The organism is Desulfatiglans sp., assembly GCA_012513605.1.
Lineage (GTDB): Bacteria > Desulfobacterota > DSM-4660 > Desulfatiglandales > HGW-15 > JAAZBV01.
Genome location: JAAZBV010000023.1, coordinates 1 through 22,067, shown reverse-complemented (window position 1 = coordinate 22,067; position 22,067 = coordinate 1). Strand labels below are relative to the sequence as shown.

The 22,067-nt window shown below is 41.6% G+C and carries 19 protein-coding genes and 2 tRNA genes; 8 read left to right on the top strand and 13 right to left on the bottom strand.

All coding sequences use genetic code 11. The features are described 5' to 3' along the window. Positions 1-205: 205 nt before the first annotated feature. From GX654_02770 to lepB, 6 genes are all read right to left on the bottom strand, one after another. The gene (locus GX654_02770; GenBank protein NLD35768.1) at positions 206-721 is read right to left on the bottom strand and encodes a hypothetical protein; all 516 of its coding nucleotides are present in this window, start codon (positions 719-721) and stop codon (positions 206-208) included. 43 nt (positions 722-764) lie between these two features. Then, positions 765-1,514, bottom strand: a complete 750-nt coding sequence (locus tag GX654_02765) for a PEP-CTERM sorting domain-containing protein (protein NLD35767.1) — start codon at positions 1,512-1,514, stop codon at positions 765-767. A 205-nt stretch (positions 1,515-1,719) separates the two neighbouring features. Further along, positions 1,720-1,792 (bottom strand) — tRNA-Lys (locus GX654_02760). A gap of 18 nt (positions 1,793-1,810) precedes the next feature. Then, a tRNA-Arg gene (locus GX654_02755) sits at positions 1,811-1,884 on the bottom strand. A 73-nt stretch (positions 1,885-1,957) separates the two neighbouring features. Then, entirely contained in the window at positions 1,958-5,479 is a 3,522-nt protein-coding gene (nifJ, locus tag GX654_02750; GenBank protein NLD35766.1) for a pyruvate:ferredoxin (flavodoxin) oxidoreductase, read from the bottom strand. A 188-nt stretch (positions 5,480-5,667) separates the two neighbouring features. Continuing rightward, positions 5,668-6,336 carry a signal peptidase I gene (gene lepB, locus GX654_02745; GenBank protein NLD35765.1) on the bottom strand — a complete coding sequence of 223 codons (669 nt, stop codon included), beginning with the start codon at positions 6,334-6,336 and terminating at the stop codon, positions 5,668-5,670. A gap of 414 nt (positions 6,337-6,750) precedes the next feature. On the opposite strand from lepB, the gene GX654_02740 reads away from it, so the two are divergent. The 8 genes from GX654_02740 to nadB all read left to right on the top strand — a co-directional run bounded on the left by GX654_02740 (position 6,751) and on the right by nadB (position 14,379). Beyond that, complete coding sequence (locus GX654_02740; protein NLD35764.1) at positions 6,751-6,966, top strand: helix-turn-helix domain-containing protein; 216 nt, start codon at positions 6,751-6,753, stop codon at positions 6,964-6,966. A 14-nt stretch (positions 6,967-6,980) separates the two neighbouring features. Beyond that, complete coding sequence (gene pilM / locus GX654_02735) at positions 6,981-8,072, top strand: type IV pilus assembly protein PilM (protein ID NLD35763.1); 1,092 nt, start codon at positions 6,981-6,983, stop codon at positions 8,070-8,072. After that, positions 8,069-8,668 (top strand): hypothetical protein, encoded by a 600-nt coding sequence (locus GX654_02730; protein NLD35762.1) that lies wholly within the window; start codon positions 8,069-8,071, stop codon positions 8,666-8,668. The genes pilM and GX654_02730 overlap by 4 nt, the downstream gene beginning before the upstream one ends. A gap of 21 nt (positions 8,669-8,689) precedes the next feature. Further along, positions 8,690-9,262 carry a type 4a pilus biogenesis protein PilO gene (gene pilO / locus GX654_02725; protein ID NLD35761.1) on the top strand — a complete coding sequence of 191 codons (573 nt, stop codon included), beginning with the start codon at positions 8,690-8,692 and terminating at the stop codon, positions 9,260-9,262. Between the two features lie 2 nt (positions 9,263-9,264). Then, positions 9,265-9,789, top strand: a complete 525-nt coding sequence (locus tag GX654_02720) for a pilus assembly protein PilP (GenBank protein NLD35760.1) — start codon at positions 9,265-9,267, stop codon at positions 9,787-9,789. Between the two features lie 83 nt (positions 9,790-9,872). Beyond that, positions 9,873-11,939, top strand: a complete 2,067-nt coding sequence (gene pilQ / locus GX654_02715) for a type IV pilus secretin PilQ (GenBank protein NLD35759.1) — start codon at positions 9,873-9,875, stop codon at positions 11,937-11,939. A gap of 28 nt (positions 11,940-11,967) precedes the next feature. After that, a complete protein-coding gene (locus GX654_02710) occupies positions 11,968-12,741 on the top strand; it encodes a tetratricopeptide repeat protein (GenBank protein ID NLD35758.1) in 774 nt (257 codons plus the stop codon). Between the two features lie 27 nt (positions 12,742-12,768). Beyond that, on the top strand, positions 12,769-14,379 hold the full coding sequence (gene nadB / locus GX654_02705) for an L-aspartate oxidase (GenBank protein NLD35757.1): 1,611 nt from the start codon (positions 12,769-12,771) through the stop codon (positions 14,377-14,379). 96 nt (positions 14,380-14,475) lie between these two features. On the opposite strand, the gene GX654_02700 is transcribed toward nadB, so the two are convergent. From GX654_02700 to GX654_02670, 7 genes are all read right to left on the bottom strand, one after another. Beyond that, positions 14,476-14,625, bottom strand: coding sequence for a hypothetical protein (locus GX654_02700; protein NLD35756.1), 150 nt, complete (start codon positions 14,623-14,625; stop codon positions 14,476-14,478). 23 nt (positions 14,626-14,648) lie between these two features. Beyond that, positions 14,649-15,890, bottom strand: a complete 1,242-nt coding sequence (gene nrfD, locus GX654_02695) for a polysulfide reductase NrfD (GenBank protein NLD35755.1) — start codon at positions 15,888-15,890, stop codon at positions 14,649-14,651. Between the two features lie 15 nt (positions 15,891-15,905). Next, positions 15,906-16,718, bottom strand: a complete 813-nt coding sequence (locus GX654_02690) for a 4Fe-4S dicluster domain-containing protein (protein NLD35754.1) — start codon at positions 16,716-16,718, stop codon at positions 15,906-15,908. Positions 16,719-16,730: 12 nt separating this feature from the next. After that, positions 16,731-19,190, bottom strand: a complete 2,460-nt coding sequence (locus GX654_02685; GenBank protein ID NLD35753.1) for a molybdopterin-dependent oxidoreductase — start codon at positions 19,188-19,190, stop codon at positions 16,731-16,733. Positions 19,191-19,198: 8 nt separating this feature from the next. Continuing rightward, a complete protein-coding gene (locus tag GX654_02680; GenBank protein ID NLD35752.1) occupies positions 19,199-19,861 on the bottom strand; it encodes a cytochrome c3 family protein in 663 nt (220 codons plus the stop codon). A gap of 294 nt (positions 19,862-20,155) precedes the next feature. Further along, on the bottom strand, positions 20,156-20,350 hold the full coding sequence (locus GX654_02675; GenBank protein NLD35751.1) for a 30S ribosomal protein S21: 195 nt from the start codon (positions 20,348-20,350) through the stop codon (positions 20,156-20,158). A 446-nt stretch (positions 20,351-20,796) separates the two neighbouring features. After that, positions 20,797-22,047, bottom strand: coding sequence for a glyceraldehyde-3-phosphate dehydrogenase (locus GX654_02670; protein NLD35750.1), 1,251 nt, complete (start codon positions 22,045-22,047; stop codon positions 20,797-20,799). Positions 22,048-22,067: the final 20 nt, after the last annotated feature.

The window sequence follows — 22,067 nt, the reverse complement described above, 5'->3', positions numbered from 1 at the left end:
TACATAAGACTGTATACAGTACTATGAAAGCCCCTTTGTAGGATCATATTTGATCCTATGAGGCCGGGTCTGTAGGTCTACTGGTGGTCCTACGATTTTTTAAAGATCCTTAACTGGCAAGGGTTTGAGCGGTAAACAGTGTTATGCCTTTTTTTATTTTTGCTTATGTAGTAGACACTTAGGGATAGAAGGTATTTTGCAAGGGTTATTCAAGATTAATTTCTTCTATCTTTGTTTTTGAGAATTGAATATCTCCATTATCAGGAGATCTTATTTCAAATGGTTTCATGGCTCCGGGATATACTTTTTCTAAGCAATTGGTAAAAGCTGAATCTATAATTTCTTTATTTCCATTAAGGAAAGATGTTGTTATCTTAAAATAACTAATGGTTTTGTCTCCATTATTTTTTAAATTTCCTTTAATGTAAATACCGCCATATTTATACGCCAGATCCTTATCGAGCAAAATAATTGCTTTTTTATCATCAATGTAATTCTGGCTTTCTTTATCACTGATATATGAAGACCAGGCAAGTGCTTGTTCAGACATTTTATAATATGAATATGCAAGACTGCGAGCTTCACTGTATTGACCATCTATAATCAGACTCATAATTTCGGAATCTTTAGTATCATTGCTTTTATAAGAGATAAAAAGACCCGATACAACACCTATCAGGATTATTATACATATTGAAGAAATTAGAACTCTGGCATTCATATGAAATCTCCTATGTATTTATTTATTGTATGGGTGATGTGTTTTAATGCACTTGACCGCCCTTTCTGAGTCTGTATCCTGTAAGACCAATTATTCCGGTTAATAGAAGTAGTATTGTTGAAGGTTCGGGAACTGGAGTTGAAGAAATTTCAAATGTGGCTGTAACTGACCCGACATTATCAAAATAAGACCCTGGCAGGAGTGTTGGTACGTCAGTATTCGTGTCGATAAATCCTAAGTATAAACGAGTAGCATTTTCAGGAATAAAAAATGACTGGGTCAAACCTGAATCTGTCTTTCCATCACCAATAAAAAATAGTTGAGCTATTTCCGGAGATACTTCTGTAAAATTACGAGTCAAACCTGTAGGACCAAAATCAAGACTTAATGGTGCTGGATCTCTTGGCTCATTATCATCAAGGAAAACGCCTGCCAAGAATTGAAATGAATTTGTTTCCATACCGGATATACCGTCCCAAGAAGGGAAGGCCCTGCTATCATCCCATATTTGATATCCTTCAGCATCCCACCAGTTAGCCCCACTATTATAAGATTTTAATCCTGTGATGCTTGAGAAAGTCAAAATGTAAGGTGAATTTTCAGTTATGTAATATACAGGTGGGAGTATTCCAGCTCCAGAAGTATTACCAGTTGGCGCTGGGGGCTCCGAATGGCCGGCGCCATATATATTCGATTTTGAATCAATGGTTAATGTTAATGCAGATAGGTCTCCTGCTATTACCAGCATAAAAACAAACAAGGCACTGATACAAATGACATATCCTTTCGACATATTACCCCCTCCATTTATTTGTTGAGTATAAATAAGTCTGAAACCGTGTACTATCCGTGTACAAAAAATAGACTATTTAAGAGAAAGCGAAAGTCTGATCAGTGTAATAGTGATAAAATAAAGGCTTTCAACATTGTTTAACGCTGAAAGCCTTATATTTATTGGGTCTATTTTTTTTAAACCTTGAAACCCTTGTTATTGCTGATGGGCCTGGAGTGACTCGAACACTCGACCAATTGATTAAGAGTCAACTGCTCTACCAACTGAGCTACAGGCCCATTTATTTTATAGCCAAGCGCGCCCGGCAGGATTCGAACCTGCGGCCTACGGGTTCGAAGCCCGGCGCTCTATCCAGCTGAGCTACGGGCGCATTTAAATGAAGGGTATCTCCTACCAGTTCTCCCTCAAGTTGTCAATTATAAATGTTTGAAGAAAAGTAAAAATTATTCTTCAGCCATTCTTTTGTATAACCTGTATCTCTCCTTAATATCCTTTTCTGCCTCGGCAAAGAGCTTCTCTGCATTTTTGGGAAAGGTCCTCGTAAGGCTTGAATACCTGACCTCACTCATAAGGAAATCCTTTACACTTCCGGTCGGTTCTTTGGAGTCAAGGATAAAGGGGTTTTTGCCCTCTTCTACAAGAAGCGGGTTGTAGCGGTATAATGGCCAGTAACCGCACTCAACAGCCCTTTTCTCCTCTTCCTGACTCATGCCCATATCAATGCCATGGTTTATACAGGGTGAATAGGCAATAATAAGGGATGCACCCGGATATGATTCTGCCTCTATAACCGCCTTTAAAAACTGATTTTTATTGGCGCCCATTGACACAGATGCAACATATGCATAACCGTAAGTCATTGCCATCCTGCCAAGGTCCTTCTTCCTGGTTGGTTTTCCTCCTGCTGCAAATTTTGCTACTGCGCCGGTTGGTGTGGCTTTTGATGACTGGCCGCCTGTATTGGAATAAAGCTCTGTATCCAGCACAAGGATATTTACATCATGGGCCATTGCAATTACATGATCAAGGCCGCCATAGCCTATGTCATATGCCCAGCCGTCACCGCCAAAGACCCAGATGGACTTTTTTGTAAGATAGTCGGACATGTTAAGGATATCCATAAGCACAGGAATATATTCCTTTCCGGTTGTCATTTCTATCTCGATATTTTCTATAATTTTTAAACCAAACTCCCTTGATTTTTCACCGTCATTCATATTATCCAGCCAGCCCTCGCAGGCCTTTTTTAGTGCATCTGTAATGCTTTCTTCCATTGCCTTTTTAATGAGGTCAGAGAGCTTGCTCCTTTTTTGACTTACTGAAAGCTCCATGCCAAAGCCATATTCCGCACTGTCTTCAAACAGCGAGCTTGCCCATGCAGGACCGTGGCCCTCATCATTGACTGTGTAAGGGCAGCTGGGCGCGGATCCCCCGTAAATGGATGAGCATCCGGTTGCATTGGCAACTATCATCCTGTCACCAAAGAGCTGTGTGATTACCTTGATATAGGGTGTCTCACCGCAACCTGCGCATGCCCCGGAAAATTCAAAGAGAGGCTGCTTGAACTGGCTGCCCTTCACGGTATTTGTTGGCATCAGGTTATCCCTTGCCGGTATGGTCGTAGAGAAGATATGATTTTTTACCTGAAGTTCTGTCTGTGTGTTAAGATGTTTCATAACCAGTGCCTTTTTCTTTGCAGGGCACACCTGAGCGCAGTTGCTACAGCCTGTACAGTCAAGTGGGCTTATCTGTATACGGTACTTAAGCCCATCTAGCTCTTTACCTATGGCATCTATGGTGACAAATCCTTCAGGTGCATCTGTCAGGTCATCATTATCAGCGAGCACAGGTCTTATAACCGCGTGCGGACATACAAAAGCGCACTGGTTGCACTGGATACAGTTTTCAGGTATCCATTCAGGGACATTAATGGCTATCCCTCTTTTCTCATGTTTTGCTGTCCCGGTCGGGAAAATTCCATCTGGACTGAAGGCGCTTACAGGCAGTTCATCACCCTTAAGTGCAAGCATGGGCTTCATGACATCTGAAACAAATTCAGGGTCATCACCAGTTTGTTTCATGTATTCCTCATGACCTGCAATTTTCCATGACTCAGGGTAATTGATCTTTTCAAGAAAACCAAGGGATTTATCAACCGCATCAATATTCATTTGTACTACCTTTTCACCCTTTTTGCCATAGGTCTTCTTTATGGCATCTTTCATGTAGTCAAGGGCTTCATCAGGGGGTATGACATTAGCTATCTTGAAGAAGGCAGCCTGCATGATCATGTTTATCCTGCCGCCTAAACCGACATCTTCAGCGATCTTAACCGCATCCATATTATAAAAATTGATATTTTTTGAGGCGATTATCCTTTTAAGACGATCAGGAAGCCTTTGTTCCATCTCCTTGAGTGTCCATGGTGAATTCAGAAGAAATGAGCCACCCTCCTTTATACCATCAAGAAGATCAAATTGATCAACATACGAAGGGTTATGGCATGCTATAAATTCAGCCTCTGTCAAAAGGTATGCTGACTGTATGGGATCAGGTGAGAATCTCAGGTGTGAAACAGTGCTTCCGCCTGATTTTTTTGCATCATAGGCAAAATAGGCCTGGGCATACATGTTTGTGTTTTCACCAATAATCTTGATTGCATTCTTGTTGGCGCCTACCGTACCGTCGGCACCCAGCCCCCAGAATTTGCAGCGTATTGTGCCTTTGCGAGATGTGTCTATTGAAGGTCCAACTTCAAGGGATGAATGGCTTACATCATCATTGATGCCGACCGTGAAATGATTCTTGGGTACGCTTGACCGGAGGTTGTCAAACACAGCCTTTGCCATTGCCGGTGTGAAATCCTTACTGCCAAGGCCGTATCTGCCGCCAACAATTACAGGGCTGCTATTGCTTTCCTGATAGACCGTGCATACATCCTGATATAGAGGTTCACCTAGGCTTCCAGGGACCTTTAACCTGTCAAGAACTGCAATACGGGAAACAGTTGCCGGCATTGCCCTGAAAAAGTGTTCTTTTGAAAAGGGGCTATATAACCTGACCTTTAATAATCCAACCTTTTCTCCTGCCCTGTTAAGGTAGTTAACCGTCTCTTCAATTACATCACAGCTTGATGCCATGGATATAATCACCCTTTCAGCTTCAGGGTCTCCCACGTAATCAAAGAGGTTGTATTTGCGCCCGGTCAGTTTTGATACCTTCTGCATCTCTTCCTGTACAATGTGAGGGATCATCGCATAGTATGGGCTGGTAGCTTCTCTGTTCTGGAAAAAGATATCCGGGTTCTGTGCTGTGCCACGCATCTGCGGGTATTCAGGGTTAAGACACCTGCTTTTAAAGTCTTCAATAGCCTCGCGGTCGATAAGCTTTGCCATATCGGCATAATCTATCATATCTATCTTCTGTATTTCCATTGATGTCCTGAAACCGTCAAAGAAATGAACAAAAGGCAAACTTGCGCGTATACTGGCAAGGTGAGCAACCAGCGAAAGATCCATTATTTCCTGTACAGAGGCCGAGGCCAAGAGGCTGAAACCTGTCTGTCGGACGGAGTTAATATCGGAATGATCACCGAAAATAGAGAGGGCATGGGATGAAATTGCCCTTGCAGAGACATGAAAGACAGTTGGCATCAATTCACCGGCAATTTTATACATGTTGGGGATCATTAAAAGAAGCCCCTGTGAAGCAGTAAAAGTGGTTGAAAGACTCCCTGCTGCAAGTGCGCCATGGACAGCGCCTGCAGCCCCTGCCTCAGATTGCATCTCTACTACATTAAGAACCTGGTCAAAAATATTCTTTCTGCCGTTAGCGGCCCATTCATCGCAATATTCACCCATTGTGCTTGATGGCGTTATCGGATAAATCGCTGCAACATCACTCATAGCATATGCTACGTATGCTGCCGCCTCATTACCTTCAATTGTCATTTTTTTTGAGCTCATATAATTCTCCCTTTAGATGGATTAATTTCTTTCAAAAAGAAAAAATTTTAAAATATAATAATTTTAATGCTATTACAAATATAAAAATACCATATGGTAGAAAAAATAGACAGTTTGGGTAGAGGGAGGCTGTTTGAAGATAATATAGAATACCTGATATTATCCTGAATCAGGGCAGATTTATATGTTTATCTGATAATATTAAAAAAACGGTTCCAGTGGGGCCATGACCAGTATATGATCAGGGCCTTTCCCTTTATCTTTTCTAGCCTGACAAAATTGGTATTACTCCATTTTCGGCTGTCATGGCTGTTATCTCTATTGTCTCCCATGACAAATATGGAGTTCTCAGGTACAATAACAGGCCCAAAATGCTCATGTAAATCTGACTGGTTCAGGATTTTATGTTTTCTGTTATCTATAGTTTCCTCATATACTTCTGCATAGAACATCTCTTCATCACTGTATTTCCCTACAGGTTTTGCGGCTACCTTCTTATTATTTAAGTATAATTGATCATCTATAATTTCTATTATGTCTCCCTCAATTCCTATAACCCTTTTTATAAAATCGATATTTTCATCTTCAGGATATTTAAAAACTACCACATCACCTCTTTCAGGTTTGTTAATTTGAACAATATACTTATCCATAAATGGCATTTTAATGCCATATGTAAATTTATTGACGAGGAGATGATCACCAATAAGGAGTGTTGATTTCATTGATCCTGAGGGTATTTTAAATGCCTGTATTATAAAGGTGCGTATAAAAAAGGCCAGCAAAATGGCAATAATGAATGCTTCTGCATACTCCCTTAGTATGCTTTTTTTATTAATCTTTGAGATATGGTCCATTTTATGCTCCAAGCGGCCTCAAGGTTATGACCGGTAAACATGAATTTTGTAATGCCGCAATTGTGCATTTCAGCAGGCTCCGGTTGTTTATTATATAAATAATAGGTTGCTGTAAAGAATTTTTTCTTTTCCTTCAGGTTATTACTATGTGAGATAAGGCTTTATGGCTTATTATTTGCATTAAATTATTCTAAATCAAGGGGTGTTTCAGGATCAATACTATTAAAGTATATATCTTCCTTGTATTGTGTTTTTGAAACTATACTATATGTGGTATAAGATTATATTAATATGTACGATATATATCAAAATTATATTAAATTAGATAAATTTAATAAGAAATGCTTGACAAAATATACAATATATATATGATATTGGCCTAATGCTATTAAACTATTGTGGTTAACAAAAAGTATGTCGGAGGCAAAATTGGGCCGTAACATCGTCAAAAAGATCCGAGAAGAGCTTTTAATGAGTAAAGCCGAGTTGGCCAGAAAAGCCGGGGTTTCATCTCTGACTATCGACAGGATAGAAAAAGGTAAAAGCTGCCGGATGGAAACGAAAAGGAAAATCATACTTGCCCTTGGGTTTGACCTGGCTGAAAAAGGCAAGGTTTTTCTTGATGTTTAATAACGAGGATATGAATGCCTGTACCTAGAAAAAATCAACTGGTTGGTTTGGATATTGGCTCCCACTCAATAAAACTGGTTGAAATTGATAACAGCAAAAAAGGGATGATTTTAAAAAGTTTCGGTGTTGTCCATCTGCCTAAAGATACTATCGTAGAAGGCAGTATCAAAGAAATAGAAAGGGCAGCTTCAGCTATTAAAAATCTTTTTAAAAATCTTAATGTTAAGAATAAGAATGTTGCAACAGCTATTTCTGGATTTTCTGTTATCGTTAAAAAAATAAACATTTCAAAAAGAAATCAGACCGCCCTGGACTCTAGTATACAGGAGGAGGCAGAGCAGTATATCCCATTTGATATCAGCGATGTAAATCTTGATTATGAAATACTGAAAAATGAAAATGGAATTGCTGATGAAGAGGAAAATGGCTCAAGTCATGACTCCGAAGTAATGGATGTTATGCTGGTTGCTGCAAAAAAAGATATTATAGAAGAATATGAAAGCCTTATTCAACTGGCAGGGTTAAACCCAGTTGTTATGGATGTGGATGCCTTTGCCCTTCAAAATGCATTTGAATCAGCCACCGGTGAAACATCAGGATGTTATGCAATAATCAATATAGGGGCTGAGGAGTTGGGTATAAATGCCATAAAAAACGGGGTATCCATTTTTACACGTGATTCCTCATATGGCGGCGCACAAATAACCGAAGCTATTGCCTCGCAACTTGAAATCTCATATGAAGAAGCCGAAAAATTAAAGCTGGGCGGGAAAGAGCTTGAAGACAGGGAACGGGTAATCTTAGAAGAGATTTTCACATCAATGGTATCCGGTTGGGTGCAGGAAACCAGCAGGGCACTTGATTTTCTGGCAACCACCTATCCTGATGAGAAAATCGAAAAGATATATTTATGCGGAGGGGCAAGCAATATCCCTGACTTTATGAAATACCTTGAAATGGAGACTGGCATTCCGGTGGAGGAGCTTAATCCATTTGCAGGTTTGCAGATAAATGAGAAGATATTTGACCCCAAATACCTGAGCGATATGGCTCCCCAGGCCGGAGTGGCAGTCGGTCTGGCATTAAGGAGTATTGGTGACAAATGATAAGAATTAACCTTTTGCCCTTCAGGGCAGCTCGGAAAAGAGAGAATGTTAAAAGGCATATAACATTTTATTTTGCCACTGTTTGCGCAGCCCTGGCATTAATGGTTATATCTTTCTTCTGGTTCAGCACTAAACTGTCCGGGTTGAAAGATCATGAAAACAGGTTAAAACAGGAGCTTGCGAGTTATCAGAAGGAATTGCAGGAGATCAAGGATCTTGAAAGCAAGATCAAAGAGATTAACAGTAAGCTTTCTATAATCAAAGATCTTGAGAAAGGAAAAACAGGGCCTGTTCACCTCCTGTCTGATATAGCTAATGCTGTTCCAAAAGACAAGCTCTGGCTTACCTCACTTAAAGAAGCTAAAGGTACATTATCATTAAGCGGAACTGCAATGGATAATGAGACAGTTTCACTATTCATGAAAAATCTTAAAAGCACAGAACAGGTAACAGCTGATCCTGTACTCAGGAGCACAACAAGAAAGGAACTTCCTCAATTCAGGCTGACAGTTTCTGATTTTGACCTTGAGTGCAAGATATTTACACCGGTAAAAGAGGAAGAGATAAAAAAGCCGGACACTAAAAAAAAGAAATAACTATTTCCGGACAGTGATATAATGGAAACTAAACTCTTATTTGAAAAAGTTGAAGCAATCAAGGTACCGGTAAGGATAGGCATTCTTGCAGGCACACTGATTTTGTTTGCTGCCCTTTTTATTTGGATTGTTTATTTACCTAAAACAGAACAGATATCTGCCACTGAGACTGTTATTAAAGATTTAGATGATCAGCTCATCAGGGCAAAATTGCAGAGACAGAAACTGCCAAAGGTAAGAGAAGAGAAGAAAAAGGTCGACCTGTTGTTTGAGGCGGCATTAAAGCAGTTACCGAATGATATGGAAATCCCTGAACTCTTGACAAAGATAACAGAGCTTGGGGTAGAATCAAATCTTGATATATCTACATTCAAACCTCAAAGCAACAGGCAGAAGGGTTTTTATGCGGAGATCCCGATTTCATTAAAGATCAAGGGCTCTTATCATGATATAGCTATATTTTTTGAAAAGGTTGGAAATATGGAGCGTATAATGAATATTCAGAATGTTAATATGAAGCCTGAAAAGGAACGCTCTACCATACTGGAAGTAACATGCGATGCAATTACATATACCTTTGTTAAAGGGAAATGAAAATGCTTAAACCCTGTAATTTTAGATTGAAAAAGGCCTTTTATCTTACAGTATCCTGTGCATTGTTCACCTGTTTCTCCTATGGGGTAGAGGTAACACCTGATGCGGATAACAAAATCCGGGATGACGCTCAGGTATTCCAGGGTGAAAAAAAAGAAGAGAATAAAGAGAGAAAGTACATTTATGATCCGTCTGGCAAGACAGACCCGTTTAAGCCTTTTATTGTTACACAGGAGGAAAAGGCTGCGAAGGAAAGGGAAAAGCCAAGGACATATCTTGAAACCCTGGAACTCTCGCAGCTCAGTCTTTCTGTAATAGTTATCGGTGAAAGCGGCAAATGGGCTATGGTGAAGGATTCAAAGGATGACGGGCATGTAATAAAGGAAGGTACCCCGATTGGTACAAGCGGTGGTGTGGTTTATAAAATTCAGCCTGGCGAGGTGATAATCAGGGAAGAATTTATAAATTTCAGAGGCGAAAAGGACTTCAGAGATGTGTCCAAAAAGACCATCTCTGATAAGGAATAGCTTTTATATTTTGATGTCGCAGTTTATTGACAATATTAGTTGCATGTACTCATTTTCCGTAATAATTGTTAAGGAGATATTCCATGAGTAAATTTAACGGTTCCCATAAAAGAAGAATCCCATCTTTTATAATATATTTCTCTTTTTCTGTACTGCTCATATGCGGTTGTGCAGCCAGGTCATCTGTTGAAATGGACAAGTCAGAAGAGACTCAATCTTCGCCTCAGAATATGGGTTCGACACAATCATCTGACAGTATTGTCACTGAAACAGAGATCAGCGCCACCGGTCAAAAGGCAGCAGAAGCGGTTGCTACACAGGAAACCTCCGGGGAAAAGAATTATACAGAATCAGAGCCGCGTATCTTTATCCAACCTTCAGATTCAAAACATAATCTGATACTTGGCGTAGATTTTTCTATGCTACCCCAGGGTAAATCAAGGCTCACGGTCACAACGAGTAAAACTGTTAAATATGATCTTACCCGGGTTGATGATAACATGTTGTCACTTGTTATGCATGACAGCAAAATAGGTGAATTGCTTCTTAAGGATATAGATACCACCGAGTTTCAGACTGCCATTGAAAAAATCAGGCCTGTATATGATAAAGAAAACCGGAAGGTCTCTATGGGTATTATCATGCGTGAGGTAGTTCCATTTCATATAAACCAGACCGATAAAAATATAACAGTGGACTTTGGGACCATTAAGACTAAGATATCTGAGAGGAAAATTGTCCCCCTTAACATGGCAGGAGCTGAGACAAAGACACTCGCCGCAGTCACAGAGCCACAATTGCGATCACAATCAAAACAACAAACTGAGATTCAGGCATTTTCACCCTCTGTGAATAAAAAATATTCTGGAAAACCTCTTTACCTGGATTTTGTTAATGCAGATGTAACCCATATACTCAGGCTTATAAATGAGGTAAGTGAAGAAAATATTATATGGGACCCTGCTATTAAAGGTAAAAAGGTCTCCATGATACTAAATAATGTACCGTGGGATGAAGCCCTTGAACTTGTGCTTAAGAATAATGAGCTTGCTAAACGTTATGTTGGTCAGAATATAGTCTGGATAACAACCAAGCAGAAGATGCAACAGATACTTGCAGAGGAAGAGGCAGAAACTCGGAAGATGGAAGAAAAGCTTGAACAGGAAAGACTCAGGCTTGAAGAGCAGAAGAAAAGAAACCAGGAAGAGGCACCTCTTATAACAGAGTATCTCCCTGTTGATTTTGCTACTGCCAAGGAGATAGAAGGGCATATAATAAAATCAAAAAGAGGTTCAATTAGCGTAGATACGAGAACAAACACAATTATCATGACCGATACTGCCGAGAGTATCAATGAGGCCAAAAAGATAGTAAAACAGTTTGATTCACCAGTAAAACAGATCATGATAGAGGCCCGTATTGTCGATGCTACTGAAAATTTCAGCCGTGACCTTGGCATCAGGTGGAACAGTGAAACCTCAGGTTTCCGTAGTAACCTGGGTTCAGTGACTTCAACGGCTGGCATAGCATCGGGTGATCCGAATGAGCGAACAATTGGTGGATCATTTTCAACAAATGCCCCTTCTACCTCATGGGGGCAAAACGGGATGATCGGATTTGATTTTGGTAGGGTTACATCTTCCGGTTTAGGCAATATGACACTTGATGCCTCCCTTGCCATAGCTGAATCCAACGGTACTGCAAAGACCCTTTCCGCACCAAAGGTGATTGCACAGGAGGGTTCAGAGGCAACCATAAGCAGCGGTGAAATAATAAAGATAGCAGCGACTGAAAATGTAAAGGCCGAAGATTTTCCAGCAGAATTGTCATTATCTGTAACCCCGAATTCTGTAAGCTTTAATAACTATATTACCCTTAATGTTAATGTATCAGATGACCAGAGGGTAACTGATACCAGGAAAACTACCAAGACCATAAACACCACCTTGATGGTAAAAAGCGGCGAGACAGTGGTTATTGGAGGAATAATTAAAGAAAGTACAGGTATGGATGTAACAGGGGTTCCCATATTAAAGGATATTCCAGGGTTAGGTTGGCTGTTCAAGGCTAAGACAAACAGAAAGACAAAATCAGAGCTCCTTATATTTTTAACCCCAACTGTTATGCCTTCTCCTGTAAAGCAGTTCTAATCCTGATGAATATTAGACAGGGGTAATAATGGGGAACAGCAAGATTTTTTACCGGATAGTAATATTATTACTGTCCGGTTTTCTATTTTCATGCGCCGGATCAATGGCACCTGCCTCACCCAGAAAAGAAAAGGCTTTGGCATATCAGAGGCTTGGTAATTCCCTGTTCATTCAGGGTAATACCCGGGATGCCCTGGTTCAGCTACTTGAGGCAGAAAAGCTGGATAACAGGAATCCTGATCTGGAACATGATCTTGCTCTTGTATATCAGAAGCTCGGTCAGTTTGATCTCTCTTTAAGGCATTTCAAAAAGGCAATTGACCTTAAGCCCGATTTCCCTGATGCATATAATAATATGGGCACCCTCTATTCTCAGAAAATGGACTGGGATAACGCTATGAAATGTTATGAAAAAGCGGTCTCAAATATACTTTACCGCACCCCTCAGTTTGCATACCACAATATGGGGCTTGTCCATTTTAACCAGAAGGATTACCAGAGGGCAATAGCCTTATACCAGAAGGCTATCTCTCTTTCTCCTGAATATGAACCAGCCTATTTTGATCTTGCAAAGGCATATGAACTTATGGGGCAAAACGATAAGGCCTTTGATACATATAAAAAGATAATAGATATTGTACCTGACTCTTTTACCGCATATCTAGCCATGGCCAGACTATATTATAAAACAGGACAGCCAGATATGGCTATTGATAAAATAAACTTTGTTATTGGTACAGACCCTCGAAGTCAGATCGCGCGAGAGGCCATGAAACTGCTTGAAGAGATTCAATCCAGGTAATTTCAATACATATTTATAGAGGGAAAAATGGAGATAAAAACCGATTATCTGGTTATTGGTACCGGTATTGCCGGATTAAGTTTTGCGCTGGAAGCTGCAAAGTCAGGGAAGGTAGCCATTGTAACAAAAAAGGAGAAGATGGAGACCTCTACCAACTATGCACAGGGTGGCATTGCATCTGTTTTAAGTCTTGATGACAGCTATGATCTACACATTGAAGATACATTAAAATCAGGCGATGGCCTGTGCAATAAAAAGATAGTTGAGATGGTTGTTAAAAACGGTCCGGAGCGGATCAGAGAACTTATCTCAATGGGGGTAAATTTTTCCCACAGTAATAATAGTGACAATCTGGAACTTGGTATGGAGGGCGGACACTCAAGACGGAGGATCGTCCATACGAAGGATAAGACTGGATATGAAGTGGAAAGGGCATTGCTTGAGAGGGTCGAAGAGAATAAGAATATCACGATCTATGAAGATTACATGGCGATTGACCTGATAACAATCTCAAAGCTTGTGCGAAGGGGGATTGTAAAATCCGAATCAAAGGAATCATGCTGGGGGGCTTATGTTCTGGATGTCAGGAGAGAGGAGGTTATTACCTTTCAGGCAAGGGTGACCGTGCTTGCGGCAGGTGGCGTAGGTAAGATATACCTTTATACCAGTAATCCGGATATAGCATCAGGTGATGGAATAGCAATGGGATACCGCGCCGGTGTAAAGGTTGCCAATATGGAGTTTATGCAATTTCACCCCACATGTCTTTTTCATCCCCTTGCAAAAAATTTTCTTATATCAGAGGCGGTAAGGGGCGAGGGAGGTATACTGCTGAATAAGAAGGGTGAACGATTTATGGAAAGGTACCATCCCCTCAAGGATCTTGCCTTCAGGGATATTGTTGCGAGATCCATTGATATGGAGCTTAAGAAGAGCGGTGATGAGTGTGTGTACCTTGATATAACCCATAAACCTAAGGATTTTGTAAGGGAACGTTTTCCAAACATATATGAGAACTGCCTCAAATACCAGATCGATATAACTAAAGAGCCCATACCTGTTGTGCCTGCGGCCCACTATATGTGCGGGGGGCTCGTTACAGATGAAAACGGAATGACAAATATCAGTAATCTTTATGCAATAGGGGAGGTTGCCTGCACAGGGCTTCACGGGGCAAACAGGCTTGCAAGTAATTCATTGCTTGAGGCGCTGGTCTTTGCGCGTAAGGCTGCTATCAGGTCAAAACATGATCTGGAAAACAACAGGGATATACCCTTTTCAAAGGCACCTCTCTGGGAGAAGGGTGTTGCAATTGACAGTGAAGAGATGGTAGTTGTAACACACAACTGGGACGAAATAAGACGTCTTATGTGGAATTATGTAGGAATAGTTCGGACAAATCGCAGGCTTGCAAGGGCAAGGGCAAGGATAGAAAATATACAATCGGAAATCAGGGAGTATTACTGGAACTTTACAGTTACACGGGACCTCTTGGAACTGAGGAATATTGCACTTGCCGGAGAATTGATAATTACCTGTGCGACACTCAGAAAGGAAAGCAGGGGGCTTCACTACAACCTGGACTGCCCTGAAAAGGATGATGAAAACTGGCTGCGTGATACAGTGATCTGGAGATAAAACCCGCATATATTTGGGTAGCGGGTTTTTTGAACTATGATAATCCGATGATCAAGCGTTGTGCCAGGTTTGTTTAATCAGTCCCCGGTTTTATGGCTATCTCTTTTTATCCTTTTCAAGATCAAGCCATGTCTTTATCAGGGCATATAGGGTGCCGCAGCCAATTATTGTTAAGGCAAGATATAGAAGACCAAAGAAAATAAGGTATTCTATATTCCATTGCCACTCAAATGAAAAGGGGGTCAACTTTTATCTCCTTTACCTGATTATTATCGCCCTGAATAGGGGTTCAGCTCTCTTTCTTTCGGAAAAACCGGAAGATACCTGTATGATAATGAAAAGAGCAGAAAGCCGTAACCTATCACCGCAAGCGCAATCGCCCATTCCTGCCATGTGGGCAGATAACTCCAGAATCTCTCAAAGGGCATTACCGGGATGGCAAGTGTCACTATTACAAATACAAACCTGTTCAGCACTATCCCCGCACAGTTCATAAGGCAGGCTATTATCAGGGACAGCCTGTTTTTCCTGAGAGAAGGCGTAAGAAGTAAAATGGCAGGTATTATACCGAATATGCCTATCTCGCAGATAAGCATCCATATGCCGTAGGGGCCTTTCCTGTAGAAATCCATCAGCATCTGCCCAGACTGCGGGATTACACCATATATCCATCCGGCTGTATCCGCTATCTTCAATATTATATACACTGCGAGTAAAAAGCCTGAAATCTTAGCCAGTAGATCTATTGCCCTGTCAGGCACAAGTTTTTTCCTGGTGATGGTCTCTGTAAGTTTTGTACACAGGATTGTAAAGCATGGACCCGCCGCAATAGCTGACAGTATGAAAAGAAAAAATGTCCATGGCCAGATATAGAAGCCGTATCTGGCCGCAAAAGGTCTTGCATACATGACCCCGAACATCCCGCCTAATGAACCCTGGTGGAAGAATGAGAGGAATGTCCCTGTAGCAGCAAAAATGGCCATTATGTGATGGAGATTATGCCCGAAAAAATGAAATTCTTTAACCTTGTTCAGTTTCCGGTTTTCAAAGATAAGAGGGATATACTCGATTGTGAGTACACACAGATAACAGGTAATACAGAATGAAACCTCTACAAGCATGGAATGGATGTTTGCATGCCAGAAAATAAACCATCCCCTGACGGGCTGGCCAATATCTATACCGAGCATTCCCATTGCCCCTGAATAGCAGATGAAACCTATAATCACTGCAACATTGATGATATCCTTTAATTCCTTTTTCCCGATAATATATGTCAGAAACCCGGTAAAGAAGGCACCTGCACCAAGGGCTATTACTGCAAGGTCTGCGACTATCCACAATGCGAATGCAAATATATTGCTCATGTTTGTCTGATTAAGTCCAAAGATTAGACAAAGCAGGGCAGATACTCCTCCACAGGCAAGAAGAAGCAGCCAGGGTAATGTCCAGAGGAAAAAGGCCGGCGCTGAGCATCTTTTTCTACCTTCCGGTATTAAAGCGGAATCCATCTTGAAATCTCCTCCTTAGATATCTTTTCCTGAAACAGGTTTGAACTGATCAGGCAGATAATTGTCAGACAGTTTTCTCACCCACTCTTTTGCAGAGATGTAATATACCTTTGGCTGTGTATTCAGTTTTTCCAGCAGCCTGAATGTATGTCTCTCCTTTATCAACCGGGATACCATGTGATCCGGATTATTGAGGTCCCCGAAGGTTATTGCCCCGGCAGGGCATGCCTCAGTGCATGCTGTAATATACTCACCCTCTAATAAATCTCTTCTGTTTTCACCATATGCCTTTGTCTTTGCCCTCATCAGACGATGGTGACAGAAGGTGCATTTTTCTATGACACCCCTCATGCGGGGTGATACCTCGGGTGAGAGAGCACGTTCCATGCCCTTTGAAAATGGTTTAAATGATGCATACCCGTCCCACCAGTTGAAATAGCGTGCGTGATATGGGCACGCTGCCTGACAATACCTGCATCCGATACATCTCGCATATATCTGGCTCACAATGCCTGTATGGTGGTCAAGCTCAGTAGCGGTTGCAACGCACACTGATACGCATGGGGAGTGGTGGCCTCCGCGGCCATCTTCATCGCAGTGCATGCATGGTCTTGGAAAATAGCATACCTCTGTATCAGGGAATGGCCTGCCATTATCTATTTTATATAACTGCATCCATGCAATGCTGCGCTCCTTGTCTGACTCATCAGTACGAACAGTCACATTGTTTTCCGTGGCGCATGCAACCATGCATGTCCCGCAGCCGGTGCATTTATCCAGGTCTATTACCATTCCATATTTTTTATCATGGTCTTCTCTCTTTTCCATGTTCTGCCTCAACTAGACAACTTTACTGATTTTTACCGGTGTGTACCACCATGCAGGCTGATTGCTCAGCCGGTCTTTTTCAGCGCCCATAAGGGTGTTCGGGTTGCATCCCTTACCAAAGGAAAAATCATCATATGCCATGTGTCCGAAACCCATGGGCATAAATACAACACCTGGCATTGCGCCATCAAAAAGATGCACCCTTACGTTTACGCTCCCCTTAACTGATGTTACTTGAATTTTATCGCCCTCTTTTAGTTTATATACAAGGGCTGTTTCAGGGTTGATCTCCACAAATGAGTCATCACCTTTAAGCTGGCTGTCAAAGAGGGTCTTGTTAAGATACGGGGGGTTAGGGAGCCATCCGCTTGTAAGATTTATCATCTCATAGGGGGCCATCATAAGAGGATATGTCTCATCTGACTTTTCTAATCCCCTGTAGTGCGGCATATAGAGGGCTTTTTCAGATACATCAGGTGTAGATTTTTCCGGGTATGCCTCAACAAGTGATTTCAGCCTCCTGCTCACAAACTCAAATTTGCTCTCCGGTTCTGCAAAGAGACCCGTATCTGCCTTTATATGAGACAGGGGGTTATACCAGAAACCACCATTCCTTAAATGTCTCCACATTTCTTTAAAATCTTTAAAATCAGTAGTTATAATGGTACCGGTACTGATAATTTTCCACGGTGTGTCAGAAGGGTTATATTTCCCTGTGCCTTCTCCACTGTCAAAAAGCCCCTGTGCCCTTGTTTTTATGGCCTCTTCAAGGCCCTTAAAGGGAAATGAGTTTGCAGTAGACCCTCCGATCATCTCTGCAAGGTTGATTATTACATCACCTGTATTCCTGGTATCATACAAAGGTGTAACCACCGGTTGTGTCATGCCGAAAAAGCTGTACTGGAGTGAGGGGCATTCTGTGTCATCTATCTTCTCAAGATATGTATGATCCGGAAGAATAAGGTCTGCCATCATTGCTGTTTCATCCAGGAAGGGTGAGAAACTCACTGTAAATGGTACCTTTTTAAGAGCCTTGTAAAAATCACCACCGTCCGGAAGAGTAAATGCCGGGTTTGATGAAAATACCAGGAGAGTATCGACCTCCTGCCCATTTTCTTTAAGGATGTTCTCTGTAAGGGCGCTGGTCTGGCTGGAGTATTCCTTCAAAACCCCATTAGCCCTGGCCATGCCTGGATTTTTTAATGATTCGGATGCTATTTCATCTATCTCCGGATCAGGAAGTATGCCCAGCGGAGGTCTTGCACCTGTAAGCACCCCTCCGGGCCGGTTAATATTGCCTGTGAGGGCATTGAGTGCATGAACAGCCATGAATTCATTAATGTCGCCGTTAAGAATCCCCTTACCCTTTCCACATATGGCCAGAGGCGCCTTTGCACGTGCGAACATCCTTGCTGTGGATATAATCATTTCAGGTGCGATGCCTGTTATCTCCGATACCCTGTCAGGGTTATAGTTTTCAACGATAGTATCCCTGAAACCTCTCTGTTTTATGCCTTCTGTCTCATGTTCGAAAAAACCATAAGTGCGGTTTTCAATAAATCCTTTGTTGTACAGGTTTTCTCTTATGATCACGTTTGCTATGCCAAGCGCCAGGGCTGTTTCAGTGCCAGGTATTGCAGGTATCCATTTATCCGCCTTTGAGGCGGTATTGGAGGCCCTTGGCTCCACCTGATATATGGTGACACCCCTGTTTTCTGCTGATCGCCACAGACCCCACGCGTTTAGGATACGCCCGGGTGCTCCCCAGCCATCAAGGAGACCACAGCCGAAACTTAATATGAAATCCGAGTTTTCAAGATCATAGGCAACCGGTGTGTCAGAGCCGTACATGAGTTTTGAAACAGCGGCCATATCTCCTTCTGCGGATGGCAACCTCATATAGTTATTGCTGCCTATGGTCTTCATGAATCTTTTTATAAGGAGAGATACTGTTGAGCCTGAGTTATAATCATCAATAGCCACTATGGAACTGGCCTTTCCATTACTCCTGAGTTCAAGTATGTGATGGGTTAATATACTTAGCGCCTCATCCCAGGATAGAGGTTCAAACTCACCTGTACCCCTTGCCCCCACCCTTTTTAGAGGGCTTTTACACCGTATGTTTTCATTGTATAGAAGCTGCAATCCACCCATGCCAAGGGGACATAACCCTCCAGGGTTAACCGGATGATCAGTTCTCCCCTCAATCTTCACGGCCCTGTCACCGACCTTCCTTACCTCTATTCCGCATGCACCTGGGCATAATGTGCAGTGTGATTTTACCTTTGTAAATTTACCTGTTTCAGGGATTGGAACCCAGGGCAGGTTCTGGGTGAAAATAGCAGTATCATCAATAAGTTTCCATGGCAGAGGAGAAAGGCCTGTACCTACTGCCCCGCCAATGGCAAACTTGATAAAATTTCTTCTGTTCACAGATAATAGTTCGGTTATCTTCTTTTTATCTGAACCCATACTAAACCTCATTTGTGGCATGTGAAGCAGGCATTGTTTTCCTCATGCCCTTTTTCTTTGTGACATGCAGCACAGTCATCCATCTTCATGCTATCCCAGGTATTCTTTTTTAAACCTGATATGTTTTTACCCCATATATTCCGGCTGTAGCCTGATATGCGGTTTTTCTCATATGCTGGAAGCACCTGACTCTTTTTCTTGTCACCATGACATGTTATGCATTCAAGCTCTCCCATCTCTATGTGGGCAATATGAGAGAAATAGACACAATCAGGCTGCCTTGAATATGAAAGCCATGGGATTTCTTTTTTATTTGCAACATATTCCTTTATAAGCAACTCCTCGCCTGCTGATTCGCCCAGAGGAAAGTCATTGTCACTATGGCACTCTGAACATATATCGATTCCTGGTATACCTGTGAAAGTGCCGTCATTTCTGAATGCGTGGCAGTAGAGGCATCTATCTGTCACTGTGTCACCCTCTATTTCGCTGACAATTTCGGGGTCCATGTGCAGGGCATGGTTGAAATTCATGGGCTGCACCTGTTTTGAATATAGCAGGGCCGGAAATACAAGCCACCCGATAATCAGGGCAGGGAAAAGCCCTGCCACAAAATATACAAACCCGTTTTTCACAAAAGATGAAAAAATGATCTTTATTGTTGATTTCATATTTTTTATCAGATTTGAGAGCCGTCCGTGACCGGGTGATTTTTCGGAGGAATCTCTTTGGTTTTCCATCTGTTAAACCTCTTTGGGTTGGTTAATAAACTGGCACTTAATTAAAAAAAATCTTTTCGGGTATGTATCCGCTCATCACCTTTTTGTCAAGGTAAAAGCCCTTTAATGTAGAGATGAATTTAGAGGATTAAGAGGTGGATTGACTGTCTACGAATGAGAGAATTCTTCAACCTTTGGTTGAAGAATTCCCATATGAAAGAGGCGTTGATAACAGCAGGCTAAACGCTAGATCCTTGGAAACTTTCTCATCCTTTTCCTGCGTCTCTTGGCGGCCTTTGCCTGTTTTTTCTTCTTCTGAATACTGGGTTTGTCATAGTAACGACGTTCTTTTATCTCTGAGAAAAATCCCTCTTTTGTGAGTTTTTTCTTAAGGTCCTTTATTGCCCTTTCTATCTGATTGTTTTGTACAATAACTTTCATATTTTCTCTCTTCTTTAAATTGCTTTTGTTAATTGTTTGTCTGATAAAGGCATTCTGTTAATTAATCCATGAATCACTGCATTGCATAACAGAAAAAAAGTAAAGGTATTTCTATATGGATATTACCTCACCTCTGCCCTGTAACCTATTACATACATTTTCATTTTCTAAAGAAATGCAGGGGAATCCCGACTCAGCGAAATTAAAACAGCTATGTTTTAAAACGCATGAAGTATTAATTGGAATCACCCCCTTTTAAATAGATTTCTGACAGATAGTGAGAATGAAAGATAACTATCTGATATTATTATTTTTATTGATAACTGATTTAGATCAGAAGATCAAAAAAATAGATTTATATATGAAAATATGCATAAAAGTCAACAGTTTAATTAGTGTCCATCCGGAATTTATCTCTTCCCGGATGGACACTGATTAAAAAACGCTTACATGTTTTCAGCTATTGATAAAACCCTGTCTCCCAGCATGTTCACATAGCTGCCTGACTCATTATCATACCATCCATATATGACTGCCTGGGTGATTGATACCTTGGCATAGGGAAGATCCATTTTAGAAATCAATTCCGGTGGTATGCCGGAGACCTTTTTGAGGTCAATAGTTACATCAGCTGTTCTGGTATGGGTCTCATTACCCTCAATGATGGCCGCTGCCTTTGGCACCCCTATAATATCGCTTGAGACACTCTGTTTCTCCGTGTACTGAAGATATTTATTAGGGTCATTTTTTGCTGTCTCACTGTATATACTGTTTATGGTATCCCTTCTTATGGGCTCTCCCGGGTCCTCCTGCAGGTTTACCACCAGTATAATCAGCGACCCTGTTGTAAGCGGGACACGCACAGATTCCGCAATAAAGCCTATCTGCTTCATCTCCGGTATTACATATGCCAGGGTGTTTGCTGCGCCTGTTGTTGTGAGTATGATATTGTTCATGGTGCTTCTGGTCTTCCTTAAGTCTGTTGCGCCTTCCTTGGGTGGCTTATCCAACACCTCCTGAGAGCTAGTTATGGCATGGATTGTAGCCATTGATGCTGACAAAATCCTTTTTGGCCCGTATGTATCCAGAAGGGGCTTGATCATATGGGCCAGGCAGGTGGTTGTGCATGATGCATTTGATATTACATTATGACGCCTTGGATCATATGTATTCCCGTTTATACCCATTACAGTTGTTACTGCATCTTCAGGCATGGAGAGACTTTTATCCTTTATCTTGAAGGGCGCAGATACTATTACCTTGTGCGCGCCTGCCTCAAGGTGACCTCTCAATGATCCTCCCTGGGCGTCGCCAGGTTTAGCAGGGTCGACAAACTGCCCTGTCGCATCAATTACCAACTGGACATTATGATCCGCCCATTTTATCTCCCTGGGGTTTCTACTCTCCATGAGAAAGGTGACCTTTATACCATCGATATTCATAACCCCCTTTGATTCATCTATCTCCTGAATAACGCTTGATGAATTAATTCCGTAAAGGTGTTTATGCAGCCACCCATATGTGGAGTCCCTTTCTACATAATGGGCAAGGTCTTCCATGGAGTTACCGATTGATCTCCCCATGTTGACAACTATCTCCCTGAAATATTTCCTCCCTACATGGTGCCACAGGGTCAGTTTGCCTATACGGCCCAGACCGTTGATGCCAAGTACAAGATCACTTTTTTTTGCATACATCTCTCTTTGTTCCATTTTTT

What these genes read in the sequence shown, in the direction of transcription:
- GX654_02770 (NLD35768.1), bottom strand. Translation starts at nt 721, where the DNA reads ATGAATGCCAGAGTTCTAATTTCTTCAATATGTATAATAATCCTGATA.
- GX654_02765 (NLD35767.1), bottom strand. Translation starts at nt 1,514, where the DNA reads ATGTCGAAAGGATATGTCATTTGTATCAGTGCCTTGTTTGTTTTTATG.
- nifJ (NLD35766.1), bottom strand. Translation starts at nt 5,479, where the DNA reads ATGAGCTCAAAAAAAATGACAATTGAAGGTAATGAGGCGGCAGCATAC.
- lepB (NLD35765.1), bottom strand. Translation starts at nt 6,336, where the DNA reads ATGGACCATATCTCAAAGATTAATAAAAAAAGCATACTAAGGGAGTAT.
- GX654_02740 (NLD35764.1), top strand. Translation starts at nt 6,751, where the DNA reads ATGTCGGAGGCAAAATTGGGCCGTAACATCGTCAAAAAGATCCGAGAA.
- pilM (NLD35763.1), top strand. Translation starts at nt 6,981, where the DNA reads ATGCCTGTACCTAGAAAAAATCAACTGGTTGGTTTGGATATTGGCTCC.
- GX654_02730 (NLD35762.1), top strand. Translation starts at nt 8,069, where the DNA reads ATGATAAGAATTAACCTTTTGCCCTTCAGGGCAGCTCGGAAAAGAGAG.
- pilO (NLD35761.1), top strand. Translation starts at nt 8,690, where the DNA reads ATGGAAACTAAACTCTTATTTGAAAAAGTTGAAGCAATCAAGGTACCG.
- GX654_02720 (NLD35760.1), top strand. Translation starts at nt 9,265, where the DNA reads ATGCTTAAACCCTGTAATTTTAGATTGAAAAAGGCCTTTTATCTTACA.
- pilQ (NLD35759.1), top strand. Translation starts at nt 9,873, where the DNA reads ATGAGTAAATTTAACGGTTCCCATAAAAGAAGAATCCCATCTTTTATA.
- GX654_02710 (NLD35758.1), top strand. Translation starts at nt 11,968, where the DNA reads ATGGGGAACAGCAAGATTTTTTACCGGATAGTAATATTATTACTGTCC.
- nadB (NLD35757.1), top strand. Translation starts at nt 12,769, where the DNA reads ATGGAGATAAAAACCGATTATCTGGTTATTGGTACCGGTATTGCCGGA.
- nrfD (NLD35755.1), bottom strand. Translation starts at nt 15,890, where the DNA reads ATGGATTCCGCTTTAATACCGGAAGGTAGAAAAAGATGCTCAGCGCCG.
- GX654_02690 (NLD35754.1), bottom strand. Translation starts at nt 16,718, where the DNA reads ATGGAAAAGAGAGAAGACCATGATAAAAAATATGGAATGGTAATAGAC.
- GX654_02685 (NLD35753.1), bottom strand. Translation starts at nt 19,190, where the DNA reads ATGGGTTCAGATAAAAAGAAGATAACCGAACTATTATCTGTGAACAGA.
- GX654_02680 (NLD35752.1), bottom strand. Translation starts at nt 19,861, where the DNA reads ATGAAATCAACAATAAAGATCATTTTTTCATCTTTTGTGAAAAACGGG.
- GX654_02675 (NLD35751.1), bottom strand. Translation starts at nt 20,350, where the DNA reads ATGAAAGTTATTGTACAAAACAATCAGATAGAAAGGGCAATAAAGGAC.
- GX654_02670 (NLD35750.1), bottom strand. Translation starts at nt 22,047, where the DNA reads ATGTATGCAAAAAAAAGTGATCTTGTACTTGGCATCAACGGTCTGGGC.